15 protein-coding genes, 1 tRNA gene and 1 riboswitch are annotated in these 17,255 nt (G+C 70.2%); of the genes, 11 read left to right on the forward strand and 5 right to left on the reverse strand.

The window, feature by feature from the left end:
• The first annotated feature begins 6 nt into the window (after nt 1–6).
• A riboswitch (cyclic di-AMP (ydaO/yuaA leader) is annotated at nt 7–179 on the forward strand.
• A gap of 4 nt (nt 180–183) precedes the next feature.
• The 7 genes from ACZ5CW_RS02305 (at nt 184) to ACZ5CW_RS02335 (ending at nt 8,010) form a co-directional block, all read left to right on the forward strand.
• Complete coding sequence (locus ACZ5CW_RS02305) at nt 184–879, forward strand: transglycosylase family protein (RefSeq protein ID WP_468597585.1); 696 nt, start codon at nt 184–186, stop codon at nt 877–879.
• 336 nt (nt 880–1,215) lie between these two features.
• The gene (gene eno / locus ACZ5CW_RS02310) at nt 1,216–2,502 is read left to right on the forward strand and encodes a phosphopyruvate hydratase (protein WP_468597586.1); all 1,287 of its coding nucleotides are present in this window, start codon (nt 1,216–1,218) and stop codon (nt 2,500–2,502) included.
• Nucleotides 2,503–2,605: 103 nt separating this feature from the next.
• Nucleotides 2,606–3,082: an FtsB family cell division protein gene (locus ACZ5CW_RS02315; RefSeq protein ID WP_468597588.1), complete on the forward strand. Its 477-nt coding sequence runs from the start codon at nt 2,606–2,608 to the stop codon at nt 3,080–3,082.
• A 47-nt stretch (nt 3,083–3,129) separates the two neighbouring features.
• Nucleotides 3,130–3,735, forward strand: coding sequence for a DUF501 domain-containing protein (locus tag ACZ5CW_RS02320; RefSeq protein ID WP_468597590.1), 606 nt, complete (start codon nt 3,130–3,132; stop codon nt 3,733–3,735).
• The gene (locus ACZ5CW_RS02325) at nt 3,732–4,673 is read left to right on the forward strand and encodes a Ppx/GppA phosphatase family protein (protein WP_468597591.1); all 942 of its coding nucleotides are present in this window, start codon (nt 3,732–3,734) and stop codon (nt 4,671–4,673) included. The genes ACZ5CW_RS02320 and ACZ5CW_RS02325 overlap by 4 nt, the downstream gene beginning before the upstream one ends.
• 444 nt (nt 4,674–5,117) lie before the next feature.
• Entirely contained in the window at nt 5,118–6,497 is a 1,380-nt protein-coding gene (locus tag ACZ5CW_RS02330; RefSeq protein WP_468597593.1) for an NAD(P)/FAD-dependent oxidoreductase, read from the forward strand.
• A gap of 220 nt (nt 6,498–6,717) precedes the next feature.
• Complete coding sequence (locus ACZ5CW_RS02335; RefSeq protein WP_468597594.1) at nt 6,718–8,010, forward strand: class I SAM-dependent methyltransferase; 1,293 nt, start codon at nt 6,718–6,720, stop codon at nt 8,008–8,010.
• A 61-nt stretch (nt 8,011–8,071) separates the two neighbouring features.
• On the opposite strand, the gene ACZ5CW_RS02340 is transcribed toward ACZ5CW_RS02335, so the two are convergent.
• Nucleotides 8,072–10,597: an ABC transporter permease gene (locus ACZ5CW_RS02340; protein WP_468597596.1), complete on the reverse strand. Its 2,526-nt coding sequence runs from the start codon at nt 10,595–10,597 to the stop codon at nt 8,072–8,074.
• Nucleotides 10,597–11,367 (reverse strand): ABC transporter ATP-binding protein, encoded by a 771-nt coding sequence (locus tag ACZ5CW_RS02345; RefSeq protein WP_468597598.1) that lies wholly within the window; start codon nt 11,365–11,367, stop codon nt 10,597–10,599. Before ACZ5CW_RS02345 ends, ACZ5CW_RS02340 begins: the two co-directional genes overlap by 1 nt.
• 391 nt (nt 11,368–11,758) lie before the next feature.
• Here ACZ5CW_RS02345 and ACZ5CW_RS02350 point away from each other — a divergent pair.
• The 3 genes from ACZ5CW_RS02350 to ACZ5CW_RS02360 all read left to right on the forward strand — a co-directional run bounded on the left by ACZ5CW_RS02350 (nt 11,759) and on the right by ACZ5CW_RS02360 (nt 14,228).
• Nucleotides 11,759–11,842 (forward strand) — tRNA-Leu (locus tag ACZ5CW_RS02350).
• Between the two features lie 179 nt (nt 11,843–12,021).
• Nucleotides 12,022–13,197 carry a 4-hydroxybenzoate 3-monooxygenase gene (locus ACZ5CW_RS02355; RefSeq protein ID WP_468597600.1) on the forward strand — a complete coding sequence of 392 codons (1,176 nt, stop codon included), beginning with the start codon at nt 12,022–12,024 and terminating at the stop codon, nt 13,195–13,197.
• A gap of 170 nt (nt 13,198–13,367) precedes the next feature.
• Nucleotides 13,368–14,228, forward strand: coding sequence for a Bax inhibitor-1/YccA family protein (locus ACZ5CW_RS02360; protein ID WP_468597601.1), 861 nt, complete (start codon nt 13,368–13,370; stop codon nt 14,226–14,228).
• Nucleotides 14,229–14,284: 56 nt separating this feature from the next.
• Here ACZ5CW_RS02360 and ACZ5CW_RS02365 read toward each other — a convergent pair whose 3' ends face one another.
• Nucleotides 14,285–14,515 carry a DUF4287 domain-containing protein gene (locus tag ACZ5CW_RS02365; RefSeq protein WP_468597604.1) on the reverse strand — a complete coding sequence of 77 codons (231 nt, stop codon included), beginning with the start codon at nt 14,513–14,515 and terminating at the stop codon, nt 14,285–14,287.
• Nucleotides 14,516–14,614: 99 nt separating this feature from the next.
• Between ACZ5CW_RS02365 and ACZ5CW_RS02370 the strand changes: the two genes are divergently transcribed.
• A complete protein-coding gene (locus ACZ5CW_RS02370) occupies nt 14,615–14,926 on the forward strand; it encodes a hypothetical protein (RefSeq protein ID WP_468597606.1) in 312 nt (103 codons plus the stop codon).
• 1 nt (nt 14,927) lies between these two features.
• Here the strand turns inward: ACZ5CW_RS02370 and ACZ5CW_RS02375 are convergent, their stop codons facing one another.
• A complete protein-coding gene (locus ACZ5CW_RS02375) occupies nt 14,928–15,710 on the reverse strand; it encodes a hypothetical protein (protein WP_468597607.1) in 783 nt (260 codons plus the stop codon).
• Nucleotides 15,711–15,983: 273 nt separating this feature from the next.
• A complete protein-coding gene (locus ACZ5CW_RS02380; protein ID WP_468597608.1) occupies nt 15,984–17,204 on the reverse strand; it encodes an acetyl-CoA C-acetyltransferase in 1,221 nt (406 codons plus the stop codon).
• Nucleotides 17,205–17,255 lie beyond the last annotated feature (51 nt).

A 17,255-nucleotide genomic window follows, 5' to 3' on the forward strand; every position in this document is an offset into this window, starting at 1 on the left:
CAGTCGTCGCGTCAAGCGCCGCAGGCAGGAGCGGGGGACCCAAGGTAAGTGCCGGAACCAGCAGTTGAGCTGGCACCGGCTAGGGGTGGAGCCGCACTTCGCGCAAGCGGGAGTGCGGCCGGGCAACTCAACCGGCCCGAACCCGACAGCTCACCTCGCAGGCGTCGGTGAGGGGATCGATCCATGCTGTTTTCCGGCAAGGGCAAGCACCGTCGTCCGTCCAAGGCCGTCCGCGCCGTCGCGCTGGCCGGTGTCGCCTCCGCCGCCGTCGCCGCCCCGCTGATGGCGGCCGGCAACGCCTCCGCCGCCACCGCCTCCGAGTGGGACAAGGTCGCCCAGTGCGAGTCCGGCGGCAACTGGTCCATCAACACCGGCAACGGCTACTACGGCGGTCTGCAGTTCTCCGCCTCCACCTGGGCCGCGTACGGCGGCACGCAGTACGCCGCGCAGGCCAACCAGGCCACCAAGGCGCAGCAGATCACCGTCGCCGAGAAGGTCCTCGCCGCCCAGGGCAAGGGCGCCTGGCCGGTCTGCGGCACGGGCCTGTCGAGCACCCCCTACAACGGCTCCGCCCCGACGACCACCTCGTCGAGCGGCAGCACCACCACCCGCTCCACCGACGGGCAGGCCGCCTCCCGCTCCGCCGAGCGTCCGGCCCCGTCCGCGAGCAAGTCCGCGAGCAAGACCGTCACCACCCCGACCGGCAAGAAGGTCAAGAAGGGCGACGGCGAGTACAAGGTCGTCACGGGCGACACCCTCAGCTCCATCGCCGAGAAGCAGGGCGTCAAGGGCGGCTGGGAGAAGCTGTTCGAGCTGAACAAGGACGTCGTCGAGGACGCCGACCTCATCTACCCGGGTCAGCAGCTGCACCTGAAGTGACGCCCGGCCCCCGTTCGAACCACCGCGCCCTCACCTCCCCGGCCCTTCCGCCGAAGGCCGCGTGAGGGCCGGCCCCCGTCCCCACGGGCTCCCCGCCCCGGTGCGTGTTCCCCCGTACGCACCGGGGCGGGGTTCTTTGTTTTCCCGCTCTTCAGCTGGGCCTCATCCCCACCCCCCTTTGTTCCGGGCATGAACAATGGGTACCGTCTGCGTGTCCGTCACCGTCCACGGGTCGGTCGGTCGGTGGCCGATGCTCCGGGGACGGTTAGGCTCTAGTCGCAAGGCACAGCCGTAAGGCAGCCGCCCCGCACTTCCAGCGTCACATCCAAGAAGGAGATGCTCGTGCCGTCCATCGACGTCGTCGTAGCCCGGGAAATCCTGGACTCCCGAGGCAACCCCACGGTCGAGGTCGAGGTCGGCCTCGACGACGGCAGCACGGGTCGTGCCGCCGTCCCGTCCGGCGCCTCCACCGGCGCCTTCGAGGCCATCGAGCTGCGCGACGGTGACCCCAACCGCTACCAGGGCAAGGGCGTCGAGAAGGCCGTCCTCGCCGTCATCGAGCAGATCGGCCCGGAGCTGGTCGGCTACGACGCCACCGAGCAGCGCCTGATCGACCAGGCGATGTTCGACCTGGACGCCACCGACAACAAGGGCTCCCTCGGCGCCAACGCCATCCTCGGCGTCTCCCTGGCCGTCGCGCACGCCGCCTCCGAGGCGTCCGACCTGCCGCTCTTCCGCTACCTGGGCGGCCCGAACGCGCACCTGCTGCCGGTGCCGATGATGAACATCCTGAACGGCGGCTCGCACGCCGACTCCAACGTGGACATCCAGGAGTTCATGATCGCCCCGATCGGCGCGGAGTCCTTCTCCGAGGCGCTGCGCTGGGGCACCGAGGTCTACCACACGCTGAAGAAGGTCCTGAAGAGCAAGGGCCTGTCCACCGGCCTCGGTGACGAGGGCGGCTTCGCCCCGAACCTCGGCTCCAACCGCGAGGCCCTCGACCTCATCCTCGAAGCGATCAAGGAAGCCGGCTACGCGCCCGGCGAGCAGATCGCCCTCGCGCTCGACGTCGCCGCCTCCGAGTTCTACAAGGACGGCAAGTACCTCTTCGAGGGCAAGGAGCGCTCCGCCGCCGAGATGACGGAGTACTACGAGGAGCTGGTCGCGGCCTACCCCCTCGTCTCCATCGAGGACCCGCTGTTCGAGGACGACTGGGCCGGCTGGAAGGTCATCACCGACCGTCTCGGCGACAAGGTCCAGCTGGTCGGCGACGACCTGTTCGTCACCAACCCCGAGCGCCTCGCCCGCGGCATCGAGGAGGGCACCGCCAACGCCCTGCTGGTCAAGGTCAACCAGATCGGCTCGCTGACCGAGACCCTGGACGCCGTCGAGCTGGCCCAGCGCAACGGCTTCAAGTGCATGATGTCCCACCGCTCCGGCGAGACCGAGGACGTCACCATCGCCGACCTGGCCGTCGCCACCAACTGCGGTCAGATCAAGACCGGCGCCCCGGCCCGCTCCGAGCGCGTCGCCAAGTACAACCAGCTGCTGCGCATCGAGGAGATCCTCGACGACGCCGCGGTGTACGCCGGCCGCAGCGCCTTCCCGCGCTTCAAGGGCTGAGCCATCCCGGGCTAAGCCCTAGCCAGTCGTACGTACGTCCCCGTACCCGGTCCCGTACCGTGTCCGGGGACGTACGCGCGTGTGTGAACGGGAGGCGGGGAAGATGGCCGTGAAGGACCGTGACCGGTTCTCCACCGCGACCAGGCTGCGGCTGCTCGGCGAGCAGACGGCGGCCCGGGTCTACCGCTCCCAGACCAAACGGCAGGCCCGCCGCTCCCGGCTCACCGGCCGTGCGGCGCTCCTCGCGCTGGTGCTGTGCACGATGATCGTCGCGTTGGCGTACCCCATGCGGCAGTACGTCTCCCAGCGTGCCGAGATCGCCGACCTCCAGCGGCAGCAGCAGCAGGCCCGCCAACGCGTCGAGCAACTGCGCGACCTCAAGGCGCGCTGGCGGGACGACGCCTACGCCGAACAGCAGATCCGGCGCCGGCTGCACTACGTGATGCCCGGTGAGACCGGATACGTCGTCATCGACCCGGGCGCCGCCAAGCAGTCCCGCGCCGACCTCAGGGCCGCCCACCGGCCCTGGTACGCGAACGTCTGGGACGGGGTCGACAAGTCCGACGCCTCCGACCAGTAAGCCGGCCTCCGGCCGGTGACCGACAGAAAGCCACCCGGAAAGCAGTCATGGAAACGCCTCCGCCGCCCACTCCGCACACCGAGCCCACCGACGCGGACGTCGAGGCCTTCAAGCAGCAGCTCGGCCGCCCGCCGCGGGGCCTGAGGGCCATCGCGCACCGCTGCCCGTGCGGCCAGCCGGACGTCGTGGAGACGGCCCCCCGGCTGCCCGACGGCACGCCCTTCCCGACGACGTACTACCTGACGTGCCCGCGCGCCGCCTCGGCGATCGGCACGCTGGAGGCGAACGGCGTCATGAAGGAGATGACGGAGCGGCTGGGGACCGACCCGGAGCTGGCCGCCGCCTACCGGGCCGCACACGAGGACTACATCCGGCGCCGCGACGAGATCGAGGTCCTGGCGGGCTTCCCGAGCGCGGGCGGCATGCCGGACCGGGTGAAGTGCCTGCACGTCCTGGTGGCCCACTCGCTGGCCGCGGGGCCGGGTGTGAACCCGCTCGGCGACGAGGCGATCGCGATGCTGCCGCAGTGGTGGGCCAAGGGGCCGTGTGTGACACCGGCTCAGCCTCCGGCCGGAGAGCGGTGGCAGGTGGAGACGACGGAGGACGGCACCGGTCACTTCGCCGCCGGGCCCATCGAGGAGGACGAGAAGTGACGCGTGTCGCCGCCATCGACTGCGGTACGAACTCCATCCGTCTGCTGGTCGCGGACGCGGACCCGGAGACGGGTGAACTCGTCGAGCTGGACCGGCGGATGACGATCGTCCGGCTCGGCCAGGGTGTGGACCGCACCGGCCGGCTCGCCCCCGAGGCGCTGGAGCGGACCTTCGCCGCCTGCCGTGAGTACGCCGGGATCATCAAGGAGCACGGCGCCGAGAAGCTCCGCTTCGTCGCCACCTCCGCCTCCCGCGACGCCGAGAACCGGGACGACTTCGTGCGGGGCGTGCTCGAGATCCTCGGGGTCGAGCCGGAGGTCATCACCGGTGACCAGGAGGCGGAGTTCTCCTTCACGGGGGCGACCAGGGAACTCACGGGCCGCGACGACCTCACCAAGCCCTACCTGGTCGTGGACATCGGCGGCGGCTCCACCGAGTTCGTCGTCGGCGAGGACCACGTACGGGCCGCGCGCTCGGTGGACGTCGGCTGTGTGCGGATGACGGAACGGCACCTGGTGCACGGCGGCGAGGTGAGCGACCCGCCCGCCGGGGAGCGGATCGCCGCCATGAGGGCCGACATCGAGGCCGCCCTCGACCTCGCCGAGCGGACGGTCCCGCTGCGCGAGGCGCGCACCCTGGTGGGCCTGGCGGGCTCGGTCACCACCGTGTCCGCGATCGCCCAGGACCTGCCCGAGTACGACTCCGCGCGCATCCACCACTCCCGCATCTCCCACGACCGGGTCCGCGAGATCACCGAGTGGCTGCTGCGCTCCACGCACGCCGAGCGCGCCGCGGTGCCGTCCATGCACCCGGGCCGGGTCGACGTCATCGGCGCGGGCGCCCTCGTCCTCCTCGCGATCATGGAGCGGATCGGCGCCGAGGAGGTCGTGGTGAGCGAGCACGACATCCTCGACGGCATCGCGTGGTCGGTGGCATAGCTCTCTTTTGTTACCCGTCGGTAGTCGTCGGCTGAGCAGGTCGGATAACGTCTGAGCGACCCCGTGGGGCCCTCGGGGGCCCCTCGGTGACGGCCGGTCGGAAAACTTCGTGAAGTTCTTCACAAGGAATTCCGCCCGACAGAACCCAGAAACGGGGCCGAGTGGCCCTTCCGGGGGAGCGCAGGCCGTTTGAACATGTTCAGACGGCAGGCGGAAGGGGGATCGGCGGAGGCGATTTCCGGGGGTGTTTCGAGGCCCTCACGGTGGCCCTCTCCGAAGAGAGAGGCAGCTCACGCGCCCTTGACAACGGGTCGAACCGCCCCGTGGTTCCTCTTGCGTGACATGACCTGCGTCACGCGAGCCGCGGAGTTTAACACAGGCCCTGTCGGAGCTTGTGAAGGGGCGCACGAGCAGCCCCCCCGAGGCGGGTGGATACTCGATGGCATGAGCACCACGGAGCGTCCCAGGATCCTCGTAGTAGGCGGTGGGTACGTAGGCCTGTACGCAGCTCGGCGCATCCTCAAGAAGATGCGCTACGGAGAGGCGACCGTCACGGTCGTCGACCCCCGGTCGTACATGACCTACCAGCCCTTCCTCCCCGAAGCCGCCGCCGGCAGCATCTCCCCTCGGCACGTCGTCGTCCCGCTGCGACGCGTGCTGCCGAAGGCGGAGGTCCTCACCGGCCGGGTCACCACCATCGACCAGGACCGCAAGGTCGCCACGATCGCCCCGCTGGTGGGCGAGGCGTACGAGCTGCCCTTCGACTACCTGGTCATCGCGATGGGCGCGGTCTCCCGCACCTTCCCGATCCCCGGCCTCGCCGAGCAGGGCATCGGCATGAAGGGCATCGAGGAGTCCATCGGCCTGCGCAACCACGTCCTGGAGCAGCTCGACAAGGCCGACTCCACGACCGACGAGGAGATCCGCCGCAAGGCGCTCACCTTCGTCTTCATCGGCGGCGGCTTCGCGGGCGCGGAGACCATCGGCGAGGTCGAGGACATGGCCCGCGACGCGGCCAAGTACTACAAGAACGTCTCCCGCGAGGACATGCGCTTCGTCCTCGTCGACGCCGCCGACAAGATCCTTCCCGAGGTCGGCCCCAAGCTCGGCCAGTACGGCAAGGAGCACCTGGAGAGCCGGGGCGTGGAGATCTACCTCTCCACCTCGATGGACTCCTGTGTGGACGGCCACGTGGTGCTGAAGAACGGCCTCGAGGTCGACTCCAACACCATCGTGTGGACCGCCGGTGTCAAGCCGAACCCGGCTCTCGCCCGCTTCGGTCTGCCCCTCGGCCCGCGCGGCCACGTCGACTGCGAGCCGACCCTCCAGGTCAAGGGCACGGACTACATCTGGGCCGCCGGTGACAACGCACAGGTCCCGGACCTCGTCGGCCGCAAGGCGGGCAACGAGAACGCCTGGTGCCCGCCGAACGCCCAGCACGCGCTGCGCCAGGCCAAGGTCCTCGGCGACAACGTGATCTCCGGTATGCGGGGCTTCCCGCAGAAGGACTACGAGCACGCCAACAAGGGTGCGGTGGCCGGTCTCGGCCTGCACAAGGGCGTGGCGATGATCGTCATGGGCAAGATGAAGATCAAGCTCAAGGGCCGTCTCGCCTGGTACATGCACCGTGGCTACCACGGCATGGCGATGCCGACCTTCAACCGCAAGATCCGCGTCTTCGCCGACTGGACCCTCGGCATGTTCCTCAAGCGCGAGGTCGTCTCCCTGGGCGCCATGGAGAACCCGCGCGAGGAGTTCTACGAGGCCGCCAAGCCCGCCCCGGTCGCCGCCGCGAAGACCGAGGAGAAGGCCAAGGCCTCCTGACGCCTCGACAGCGGCCACCGGCCCGCCGCCGGTGAACCACCCGAAGGACCTCCTGCCATCCGTGGTGCGGGAGGTCCTTCGGCGTTGTACGGGGACCAAAGTGCATGCTCTCTACAGCTGTTTTGCCCAGTTGTAACTCCTTTGCGGGACTGCGCCGAGCGCCGCACGGTGTTTACGTGGTGAACGGACATCCGGGATCGTCGTCTTGGAGGTGTGCGCCATGGCCGACGCCGCGTCGCGGCTGAGGAGTCTTGCCGAGCAGATGCTGGGAGAGCCGCTGCCCCTGCGGGTGCGGGCGTGGGACGGGTCCCAGGCCGGACCGCCGGACGCTCCGGCGCTCGTGATCCGCAACCGCCGCGCCCTGCGCCGCATGCTGTTCAAACCGGGGGAACTGGGTCTCGCCCGCGCCTGGGTGGCCGGTGACCTGGAGGTCGAGGGCGACCTCTACACCACGCTGGAGGTGATGTCGGGCCTGGTGTGGGAGCGCGGCGAGGACGCCCGCACCCTGGTCCAGGCGGTACGCGATCCGGACGTACGCGCCGCCGCCCGCGACCTGCTGAGGCTCGCCGGACCCCTCCTCCCGCCGGCCCCGCCCCGCGAGGAGATCCGCAGACCCCGCAGGCACCTGCACACCCGGCGCACCGACAGGCGGGCCATCAGCCACCACTACGACGTCGGCAACGACTTCTACGAGATCGTCCTCGGCCCCTCCATGGTGTACTCCTGCGCCTACTGGGAGGACGGCGGCACTCTGGAGTCGGCCCAGCGCGACAAGCTCGGCCTCGTCTGCGCCAAGCTGGGCCTGACGCCCGGCCGGCGGCTGCTGGACGTCGGCTGCGGCTGGGGCTCCATGGCCATCCACGCGGCCCGCGAGCACGGCGTGAGCGTCCTGGGCATCACCCTCTCCCAGGAACAGGCCGCCTACGCCCGTAAGCGCGTCGCCGACGAGGGCCTCACCGACAAGGTGGAGATCCGCGTCCAGGACTACCGGGACGTCACGGACGGCCCCTTCGACGCGATCTCCTCCATCGGGATGGCCGAACACGTCGGCGCCGACCGCTACCTGGAGTACGCGCACCAGCTGTACGACCTCCTCGAGCCCGGCGGGCGGCTGCTCAACCACCAGATCGCCCGCCGCCCCCAGCGGGACGAATCGGCGTACGAGGTGGACCGGTTCATCGACGCCTACGTCTTCCCCGACGGCGAACTCGCCCCGATCGGCACCACCGTCACCCAGCTGGAGCGGGCCGGCTTCGAGGTGCGGGACGTGGAGTCCCTCCGCGAGCACTACGCCCGCACCCTGCGCCAGTGGGTCACCAACCTGGAGGCCGACTGGGGCCGCGCGGTCCGGCTCGCCGGCCCCGGCCGTGCCCGCGTCTGGCGCCTGTACATGGCCGCCTCCGCGCTCGCCTTCGAACGCAACCGCATCGGCGTCAACCAGGTCCTGGCGATCCGCACCCAGCAGTCCGGCGTGTCCGGCCTGCCGCCGCGCACCCGCGTCTGGCAGGGCTGACACGAAGCGGGCCCCGCCCTGCTTCTCGCAGGGCGGGGCCCGTCCCCGTACCGGCTCGCGGCTACTCGGCCTTGATCGCCGCCAGCATGTTCAGCCGGGCCGCGCGCCGGGCCGGCCAGAGGGCGGCCAGCATGCCGACCGTGCCCGCCAGCAGCAGGAAGACCGTCATCCGGCCCCAGGGCAGGACCAGTTCGTACGTCGGCATCTTCGTGCTCAGCAGCTCACCGGCCGCCCAGCCGAAGAACACGCCGAGGCCGATGCCGAGCACGCCGCCGAACAGGGAGATCACCAGGGACTCCAGACGGACCATCCGCTTGACCGCCTTGCGGTCCAGGCCGATCGCCCGGAGCATGCCGATCTCCTGGGAGCGCTCGAAGACCGACATCGCCAGGGTGTTGATGACGCCGAGGACCGCGACGATCACCGCCATGCCGAGCAGGCCGTAGACCATGTTCAGCATCAGCGTGAACATCTTCGCGATCTCGTTGGAGATGTCCTGCTTGTCCTGGACCTTGATCGCCGGGTTGGTACCGAGGGCCTTCTCCAGCCTGTCCTTGGCCGCACCGGAGGCGCCGTCCGCGGTCTTGACCATGACCTGCATGTCGGCCGGGTCGGTCAGGTGGGGGGTGAGGACCTTGTCGTCGAGCATGATCCCGTTGATCATGTCGTTGCCCTCGTAGACCCCGGCGACCGTCAGCTTGCGCGCCGTGCCGTCCTCGAAGTGCACGGTGAACTCGGAACCGGCCTTCCAGCCGTACTCCTCGGCCCGGTCCTCGTCGACGACGGCCCGCGTGCCGCCCATCGTGAAGGAGCCGTCCCGCACCTTAAGGTCCGTCAGCTTGCCGATCGCGGCACCGTCGACGCCCGTGAGGTACTCGGTCTCGCCGTCGATCCGGGACTCGCCGTTGCGCAGCGGGCTGCTGGCGACGACGCCCTCGGTGGCGGCGACCTTCCTCGCCACGTCCGGGGAGAGCGGGCCGCGGTTGGCCATCGAGACGACGTAGTCCGCGCGGATCGCAGAGCTGGCCATCCTGTCGATCGACGTCTGCAGGCTGCCCGCCATCACCGTCATGCCGGTGATCAGGGTCAGACCGATCATCAGCGCGGAGGCGGTGGCCGCCGTACGGCGCGGGTTGCGCACCGAGTTCTGACGGGCCAGCTTGCCCGAGACACCGAAGACGCGCAGCACCGGGGCGGCGGCCGCGATCAGCGGGCGGGACAGCAGCGGGGTCAGGACGAACACGCCGATGATCAGCAGGACGGCACCCAGCCCCATCGGTCCCTGGGCGTCGGACTTCATGGTGGTGGCCGCGAGGACCACCGCGACACCGGCCGCCGAGAACAGCGCGCCGAGCGTGTTGCGCAGCACCAGCGACTTGGTGGTGGCCTTGGCGTGCACGCTGCTCATCGCCGCCACCGGCGGGATCTTCGCGGCCCGGCGGCCGGGCAGCCAGGCGGCCAGCATGGTGATGAGGATGCCGACCGCGAGGGCGGTCACCACGGTGCCGGGGCTGATCACCAGGGGCCCGTCGGGCACGCTCGCGCCGAAGGAGCCCAGCAGGGAGCGCAGGCCCGCGCCGATGCCGATGCCGGCGGCCAGCCCGGTCACGCCGGCGACCGTGCCGACCGCGAACGCCTCGACGAGCACCGAGCGGGTGACCTGGCGGCGGGAGGCGCCGACCGCCCGCATCAGGGCCAGTTCCCTGGTGCGCTGGGCGACCAGCATGGTGAAGGTGTTGGCGATGATGAACGTGCCGACGAACAGGGCGATACCGGCGAACACCAGCAGGGTCTGCCGCAGCCCGCTCATCGAGGCGGAGATGGCCTGCGCCTGGTCGTCGGCGAGCTGCTCGCCGGTGGTCGTCTCCACCAGGCGGGACGGCAGGGCCTTGTCCAGCTCGGCCTTGAGCGCCGACTGACCGGTTCCGGCGGCGGCCCGCACGTCGATCTCGTCGTACGTGCCCTTCTTGCCGAACAGCGCCTGCGCGGTCGGCGTGTCGAACAGGGCGAGGCTGCCGCCCGCGGCCACGTTGCCGTCGTCGGTGGTGAAGATGCCGGCGACGGTCGGGGTGAGGACCGGGCCGTCGACGGACATGCGCACGGTGTCGCCGACCTCGTAGCCGGCGCGCTCGGCGGTCCTGGAGTCGAGGAGCACCTCGTCCTTGCCGTGCGGGGCGTGACCGCTGACCAGCGGGTACCGGGCGTCCTTGGGGCCCCAGTAGTTGCCGCCCGCGGACTGCCAGTCGCCGCCGACCAGCTTGCCGTCCTTGTCGGCGACGGCGGTGAAGCCGGTGACGACGCCGGTCGCGGAGGCGGCGCCCGGGACCTTCGCGGCCTTGTCGAGCAGCGCCCGGGTCAGCTCGGGGGTCCGGCCGACCTTGTTGCCCTTCGAGTCCTGGTACTCGGGCCGTACGGCGACGTCGACCTGGTCGAAGCCCTTGGCGGAACTCTTCTGGTAGGCGTCGGAGATGGTGTTGGTGAAGACCAGCGTCCCGGAGACGAAGGCCACGCCGAGCATGACGGCGAGCACGGTCATCAGAAGGCGGGCCTTGTGCGCGAGGACGTTGCGCAGGGCGGTGCGGAACATCAGCTGGTACGGCCCTTCGCGTCGAACTGCTTCATCAGGTCGAGGACGTTGTCGGCCGTCGGGGCGTACATCTCGTCCACGATCCGCCCGTCGGCGAGGAAGACGACACGGTCGGCGTAGGCCGCCGCCACCGGGTCGTGGGTCACCATGACCACCGTCTGGCCCAGCTCGCGCACCGAGTTGCGCAGGAAGCCCAGCACCTCGGCACCGGAGCGCGAGTCGAGGTTCCCGGTCGGCTCGTCACCGAAGATGATCTCGGGCCTGGAGGCGAGGGCGCGGGCGACCGCCACACGCTGCTGCTGGCCGCCGGAGAGCTGCGACGGCCGGTGGCTCAGCCGCCCGGACAGCCCCACCATCTGGATGACCTGGTCCAGCCATGCCTTGTCCGGCTTCCGCCCGGCGATGTCCATGGGCAGGGTGATGTTCTCCAGCGCGGTCAGCGTCGGCAGCAGGTTGAAGGCCTGGAAGATGAAGCCGATCTTGTCCCGGCGCAACCTGGTGAGCTGCTTGTCCTTCAGCGATCCCAGCTCGGTGTCGCCGATGCGCACGGATCCGGAGGAGAAGGTGTCGAGGCCGGCCACGCAGTGCATCAGCGTGGACTTGCCGGAGCCGGAGGGGCCCATGATGGCGGTGAACTCGGCCTGCCGGAAGTCGACGGAGACCCGGTCCAGGGCGACCACCCGGGTCTCACCCTGCCCGTAGATCTTCGACAGCTCCGTGGCGCGTGCGGCCACGGCGGTGGTCCGGCCGGCGGTGGGTGTGGTGGTCACGGGAGGGTGCTCCTGTCGGGACGACGTGCGTTCGTGGGGACTGATTCATCGTCCCGGCCGCGGGAGCCCGTGTAGTCAGTCGCTGTTCCCGTTCCCGGGGGCGACTTCGGTCGGACGGAGCGGGCCCGTGTCATACCTGGGGAGGACGGGCGCCCCTGACACCGACGATGGCGAGAACAGGTGGAGCGCCCTCGTTCGGTAGGTGAAATTCCGTCATTCCGAGTGCGGCCGCACCCGTGTCACGTCACGCTGTCTGGCAAGTGCGGATGGCCTGTTCCGTGGGCTGATGCACCCTCAGACGTCAATAAAATAAGACAACATCGGTCCGCCCGTCCGCTGTTCGGGGGATGCCTCCCGATAGGCTCGAACCTCGAAGCGGAGCCCATGGCCTGCCCGGATGGTGGAATGCAGACACGGCGAGCTTAAACCTCGCTGCCCCTTCGCGGGCGTGCCGGTTCAAGTCCGGCTCCGGGCACTTCCCACACCTGTCGCACGGGCCGCCGGCCACCCCCGAGAGCGACCCGTTCCCGACCTTCCCGTCCTTCCCCCGACCGTTGACAGCGATGCGGGTGCGGCCCGAGACTCAGTGCCCGAATCAAGTGAAGGAAGTTTCACCAGGCGAACGTGAAGCGGGTCCGAGGAAGGGAACGACCGATGCGCACCACCGTCGGGATCATCGGAGCGGGGCCCGCCGGGCTGCTGCTCGCACGGTTGCTGCACCGCGCCGGCATCGAGTCGGTCGTCCTGGAGAGCCGCGACCGCGCCTACGTCGAACAGCGCCAGCGTGCCGGGATCCTGGAGCAGGGCACGGCCGACGTGCTGCGAGCCGTCGGGGCCGGGGAGCGGATGGACCGGGAGGGGCTGCGGCACGACGGCATCGAGCTGCGCTTCGACCGGCGCCGGCACCGTGTCGACTTCCCCGCGCTCACCGGCGGCCGGTCCGTGACCGTCTACGCCCAGACGGAGGTCTGCAAGGACCTCATCGCCCTCCGGCTCGAGGAGGGCGGACCGCTGCTGTTCGAGGCGGAGGCGCTGGCGGTCGAGGACGCCGAGGGCGACCGGCCGCGCGTCCCGTTCCGGCACCAGGGCCGTGAAGAGGTACTGGAGTGCGACTACGTCGTCGGCTGCGACGGCTTCTGGGGCGTGGCCCGGGGGGCCTTCCCGGCGGAACTCTCCCGCGTGTTCGAGCGGTCGTACCCCTATGCCTGGCTCGGCGTCCTCGCGGACGTGGCACCCTCCCACGACGAGCTGGTCTACGCCCGCCACGACCGCGGCTTCGCCCTCCTCTCCATGCGCTCCCCGTCCGTCTCCCGGCTCTACCTCCAGGTGCCCGCCGGGACGGACGCCGGGGACTGGAGCGACGGGGAGATCTGGGACGAGTTGGAGCGCCGCTTCGAGACCGACGACGACTGGACCCTGCGCCGCGGCCCCGTCACCCAGAAGTCGGTCACCCCCATGCGCTCCTTCGTGCACGAGCCGATGCGGCACGGTCGGCTCTTCCTCGCCGGCGACGCCGCCCACATCGTGCCGCCCACGGGCGCCAAAGGGCTGAATCTCGCCGTCGGAGACGTCGTCACCCTCGCCCGGGCCCTGGTTCACGAGAAGGAGACCGGCTCCCCGGAGCTGCTCGACGGCTACTCCGCGACCTGCCTGCGCCGGATCTGGCAGGCCGAGCGGTTCTCCTACGACATGACGACCCTGCTGCACCCCGCCCCGGACGCCACCTCCTTCGACACCCGTCTGCAGCAGGCCCGGCTGGAACGCATCGCCTCCTCCCGAGCGGCCGAGACCGACCTCGCCGAGGCCTACACCGGGTTTCCTCTCGGCTAGGTAGCGGATTCGTCAGGGAACGAGATCACCCATGGCCGGGAATCACCAGTCCGCGTAGCGTGTTGCGGAGCACGGCGAGGGAAAGATCCTCCCCAGGTATTACGGACGATCCTTTGCCAATCCATTACCCTTGAGGCCAAGGCCACGCAGGGTGGCCATGGAGGAGTGAAATGAGGAGCAGTAACCCGGTCTTCTCGCGACGGGGGTTCAGCCGCGACAACGGCTACGCCGGCTTCAACACCGCACCGCAGGCCGGGTACGCGCAGGGCAACCCGTACGCGCAGAACCCGTACGCGCAGAACCCTTACGCCCAGCAGGGCGTTCAGTACGGCGCCCCGCCGCAGGCTCCGGTCACCACCGACCGGATGACCATGGACGACGTCGTCGTCCGCTCGGCCATCACGCTCGGCACGGTCGCCGTCGGCGCCGTCCTCGCCTGGGCGCTGCTGCCGGTCTCGACGACCAGCTACGGCCTGGCCGTCGGCTCGGCGCTGATCGCGTTCGTCCTGGCCATGGTCCAGAGCTTCAAGCGCACCCCGTCGCCCGCGCTGATCCTCGGGTACGCCGCCTTCGAGGGCGTCTTCCTCGGCGTCTTCAGCGAGATGTACAACAGCCGGTGGAGCGGCGCGCCGTTCCAGGCGGTGCTCGGCACCATGGCGGTCTCGGCGGCGACCCTGCTCATCTACAAGGCCGGCTGGATCCGCGTCACCGCGCGCTACGCCCGCATCGGCATGGCCATCGCCATCGCCTTCGTGCTGGTCATGGCGGTGAACCTGCTGCTGGTCGCCTTCGGCGTCGCCGAGAACGGCGGGCTGCGCAGCTTCGGCCCGCTCGGCGCGGTCGTCGGCATCATCGCGATCCTGCTCGGCGCCTTCTTCCTGACCCTCGACTTCAAGCAGATCGAGGACGGCATCGCCTACGGCGCCCCGCGCAACGAGTCCTGGCTCGCCGCGTTCGGCCTCACCATGACCCTGGTGTGGATCTACGTGGAGATGCTGCGCCTGGTGGCGATCTTCAGCAGCAGCGACTAGCGCCTCCGCCGGTCGTAGGCAGGGCCCCGGGCGATCCGCCCGGGGCCCTACGCCGTTCAGAGCAGCTTGCGCGCTGCCCTCCTCAGGTCGTACTCGTGCACGAGCGCCTTCGCGTGGCCGTACGCCAGGTCGTACTCGTGCCGGAGCCAGCTGACCTTCTCCTCGAAGCGGAACAGGGACGGGCCTTCTTCGACGGTGCGCAGCCAGTCGGAGACTTCACGACCGGTGCAGTGCGGGATGCGGGCGAGCAGATTGCGGTGGGTCTCCTCGGAGAAGACTTGGGACATCGGCGCCTCCGAACGCAAAGGGGATGTAAGCCGGTCCTTCACGTCACCGTGCCTGAGCGTTCGCGTATTGGCAACAGTGCGGCGCGTTACGCTCGGCGCGTGCTTGATACGACGCCCTTGACCCGAGCAGTGGATCACTTCGCCGACCGGTTGCGGGCGGCACCGCAGAGCCGGCTGCAACGCAGCGCGGCGGCCGAGGCGCTGGCGCTGGCCCGGCAGTTCGCCCGCTGGGTGCAGCGGGTGGAGGAGCCGGGGACCGAGCCCCGGGAGATGCCGGACGCGGGGATGTTCGCGGCCGCCGACCAAATCCTCGTCGCCGCGCACGACTTGGCGCTGGTGCTGCGCAGCGACGACGAGGTCGCCGAGGCGGTGCGGTACGTGGAGGAGGCGCGGCGGCGCGCGGGGGTGTGAATCAGAGAGACGCGATGACCCGGTCGGCCAGGACGTAGACCGTGTCCCCGCCGCACGCGAAGGTGAGGGTGTAGGCGCCGGAGATGCCCGAGCCGCCGAGCAGGTACGGCACCTCGCCCGCGGCCAGGGCCGCCGCCAGGCGCTCCGCCGTCTCGCGGTGACCCGGCGTCATGCACAGGGTGGTGCCGTCGGCGAAGACGTAGACGTCGAGGGTGCCGAGCGGGCCCGGACGGACGTCGGCGAGTTCGACACGTCCGGCGGCCAGCTGCTCCAGCGTGGTCGCCGTGCGCTCGTGGTCCTGCACGGCGGGCGACTGCACCGGGACGAAGTCCGGGTGGGAGGGGTGGCGGCGACGGGCCGCGGCCAGCTCCGGGGACTCCCCGGAGAACTCGTCGGCGTCGGCGGTCGGCTCGGACACCGGCTCCAGGCCCACGAAATCGGTCTGCCGGGGCAGGAACACCTCGGCGTCCGGCAGCCCGAGCAGGGAGGGTGCGTCGGAGGCGTCACGGGCCTCCTGCGCGGCCCAGAAGGCACGCGCCTCGGCCAGCTCCCGCTCCCGCTCCTCCGCCAGCGCCTCGGCCACGGCCGCGCGTATCTGCTCGGCGTCCGCGGCGCCGCGGGCGTGCGGCAGCAGCGCGTGCGTCGCGGCGGCGTTGCTCTGGGCGAGCTGCGCGTGCAGCTCCGCGATCTGGCGGCGCAGCTTCAGGACGGTGCGCAGGACGGCGACGCCCACGGCGCCGGTGGCGGCCGTGGTGAGCAGCAGGGCGATCGGCATGGCGCTCACTGACGTACTCCCGGTTCAAAGTCGACCCCCGACTTCCTACATCAGCTTGAAGGGCGGACTACCCAGCTGTCAGTGCGTAACGTCACGAAACGGGCAGGACTTCGGTCGCGGGGTTTCGGGCGGAACGGCACTGACCTGCATGGATGTCTCTGGCGAGGGAGATAGGTCACATCCTGGGGGAGATTGGATCACAGAAAGGCCCGGTACCCGGTGGTTTCCCGGGTTCCGGGCCTTACTCTGACGCAACGTGCCCAAGCCGCTACGGACGGTGGGTCAGCTGAGGCGCTCGATGACCATCGCCATGCCCTGGCCGCCGCCGACGCACATGGTCTCCAGGCCGAACTGCTTGTCGTGCCACTGCAGCGAGTTGATGAGCGTGCCGGTGATGCGGGCGCCCGTCATGCCGAAGGGGTGGCCGACGGCGATGGCGCCGCCGTTGACGTTCAGCTTGTCGAGGTCGATGCCGAGGTCCCGGTAGGAGGGGATCACCTGGGCGGCGAAGGCCTCGTTGATCTCGACGAGGTCGATGTCGTCGATGGTCAGGCCGGCGCGCCGCAGCGCCTGCTTGCTCGCCTCGACCGGGCCGAGACCCATGATCTCGGGGGACAGTCCGGAGACGCCGGTGGACACGATGCGGGCGAGCGGGGTCAGGCCCAGCTCACGGGCCTTGGTGTCGCTCATGATGACGAGTGCGGCGGCGCCGTCGTTGAGCGGGCAGCAGTTGCCGGCGGTGACGAGCCCGTCCGGGCGGAAGACCGGCTTGAGGCCCTGGACGGCCTCCAGGGTGACGCCGGCGCGCGGGCCGTCGTCCTTGCTGACGACCGTGCCGTCGGGGAGGGTAACCGGCGTGATCTCGCGCTCCCAGAAGCCGTTCTTGATGGCTTCCTCGGCGAGGTTCTGCGAGCGGACGCCGAACTCGTCCATGTCCTGGCGGGTGACGCCCTTGGAGCGGGCCAGGTTCTCCGCGGTCTGGCCCATGGCGATGTAGGCGTCGGGGACCAGGCCGTCCTCGCGCGGGTCGTGCCAGGTGGTGCCCTCCTGCGCCGCGACGGCGGCGGTGCGGGCCTCGGCCTCGGCGAAGAAGGGGTTCTTCGTGTCCGGGAGGCTGTCGGAGTTGCCCTTGACGGACCGGGAGACCATCTCGACACCGGCCGAGATGAAGACGTCGCCCTCGCCGGCCTTGATGGCGTGCAGTGCCATGCGGCTGGTCTGGAGGGAGGAGGAGCAGTAACGGGTGATCGTGCAGCCCGGCAGGTGGTCCATGCCCATCTGTACGGCGACGATCCGGCCGAGGTTGTGTCCCTGCTCGCCGCCCGGCAGGCCGCAGCCGAGCATCAGGTCGTCGATGTCCCTCGGGTCCAGCTCGGGGACCTTGGCGAGGGCCGCCTGGATGATTGTCGCGGTCAGGTCGTCCGGGCGCAGGTCCTTGAGGGAGCCCTTGAAGGCGCGGCCGATGGGGGAGCGGGCGGTCGAGACGATGACGGCTTCGGGCATCACGGCTCCAGTGGACGGAATTCTTCGGGCAGGACCGCTTGGGAAGTTACC

This window comes from Streptomyces sp. NPDC031379, assembly GCF_055569615.1.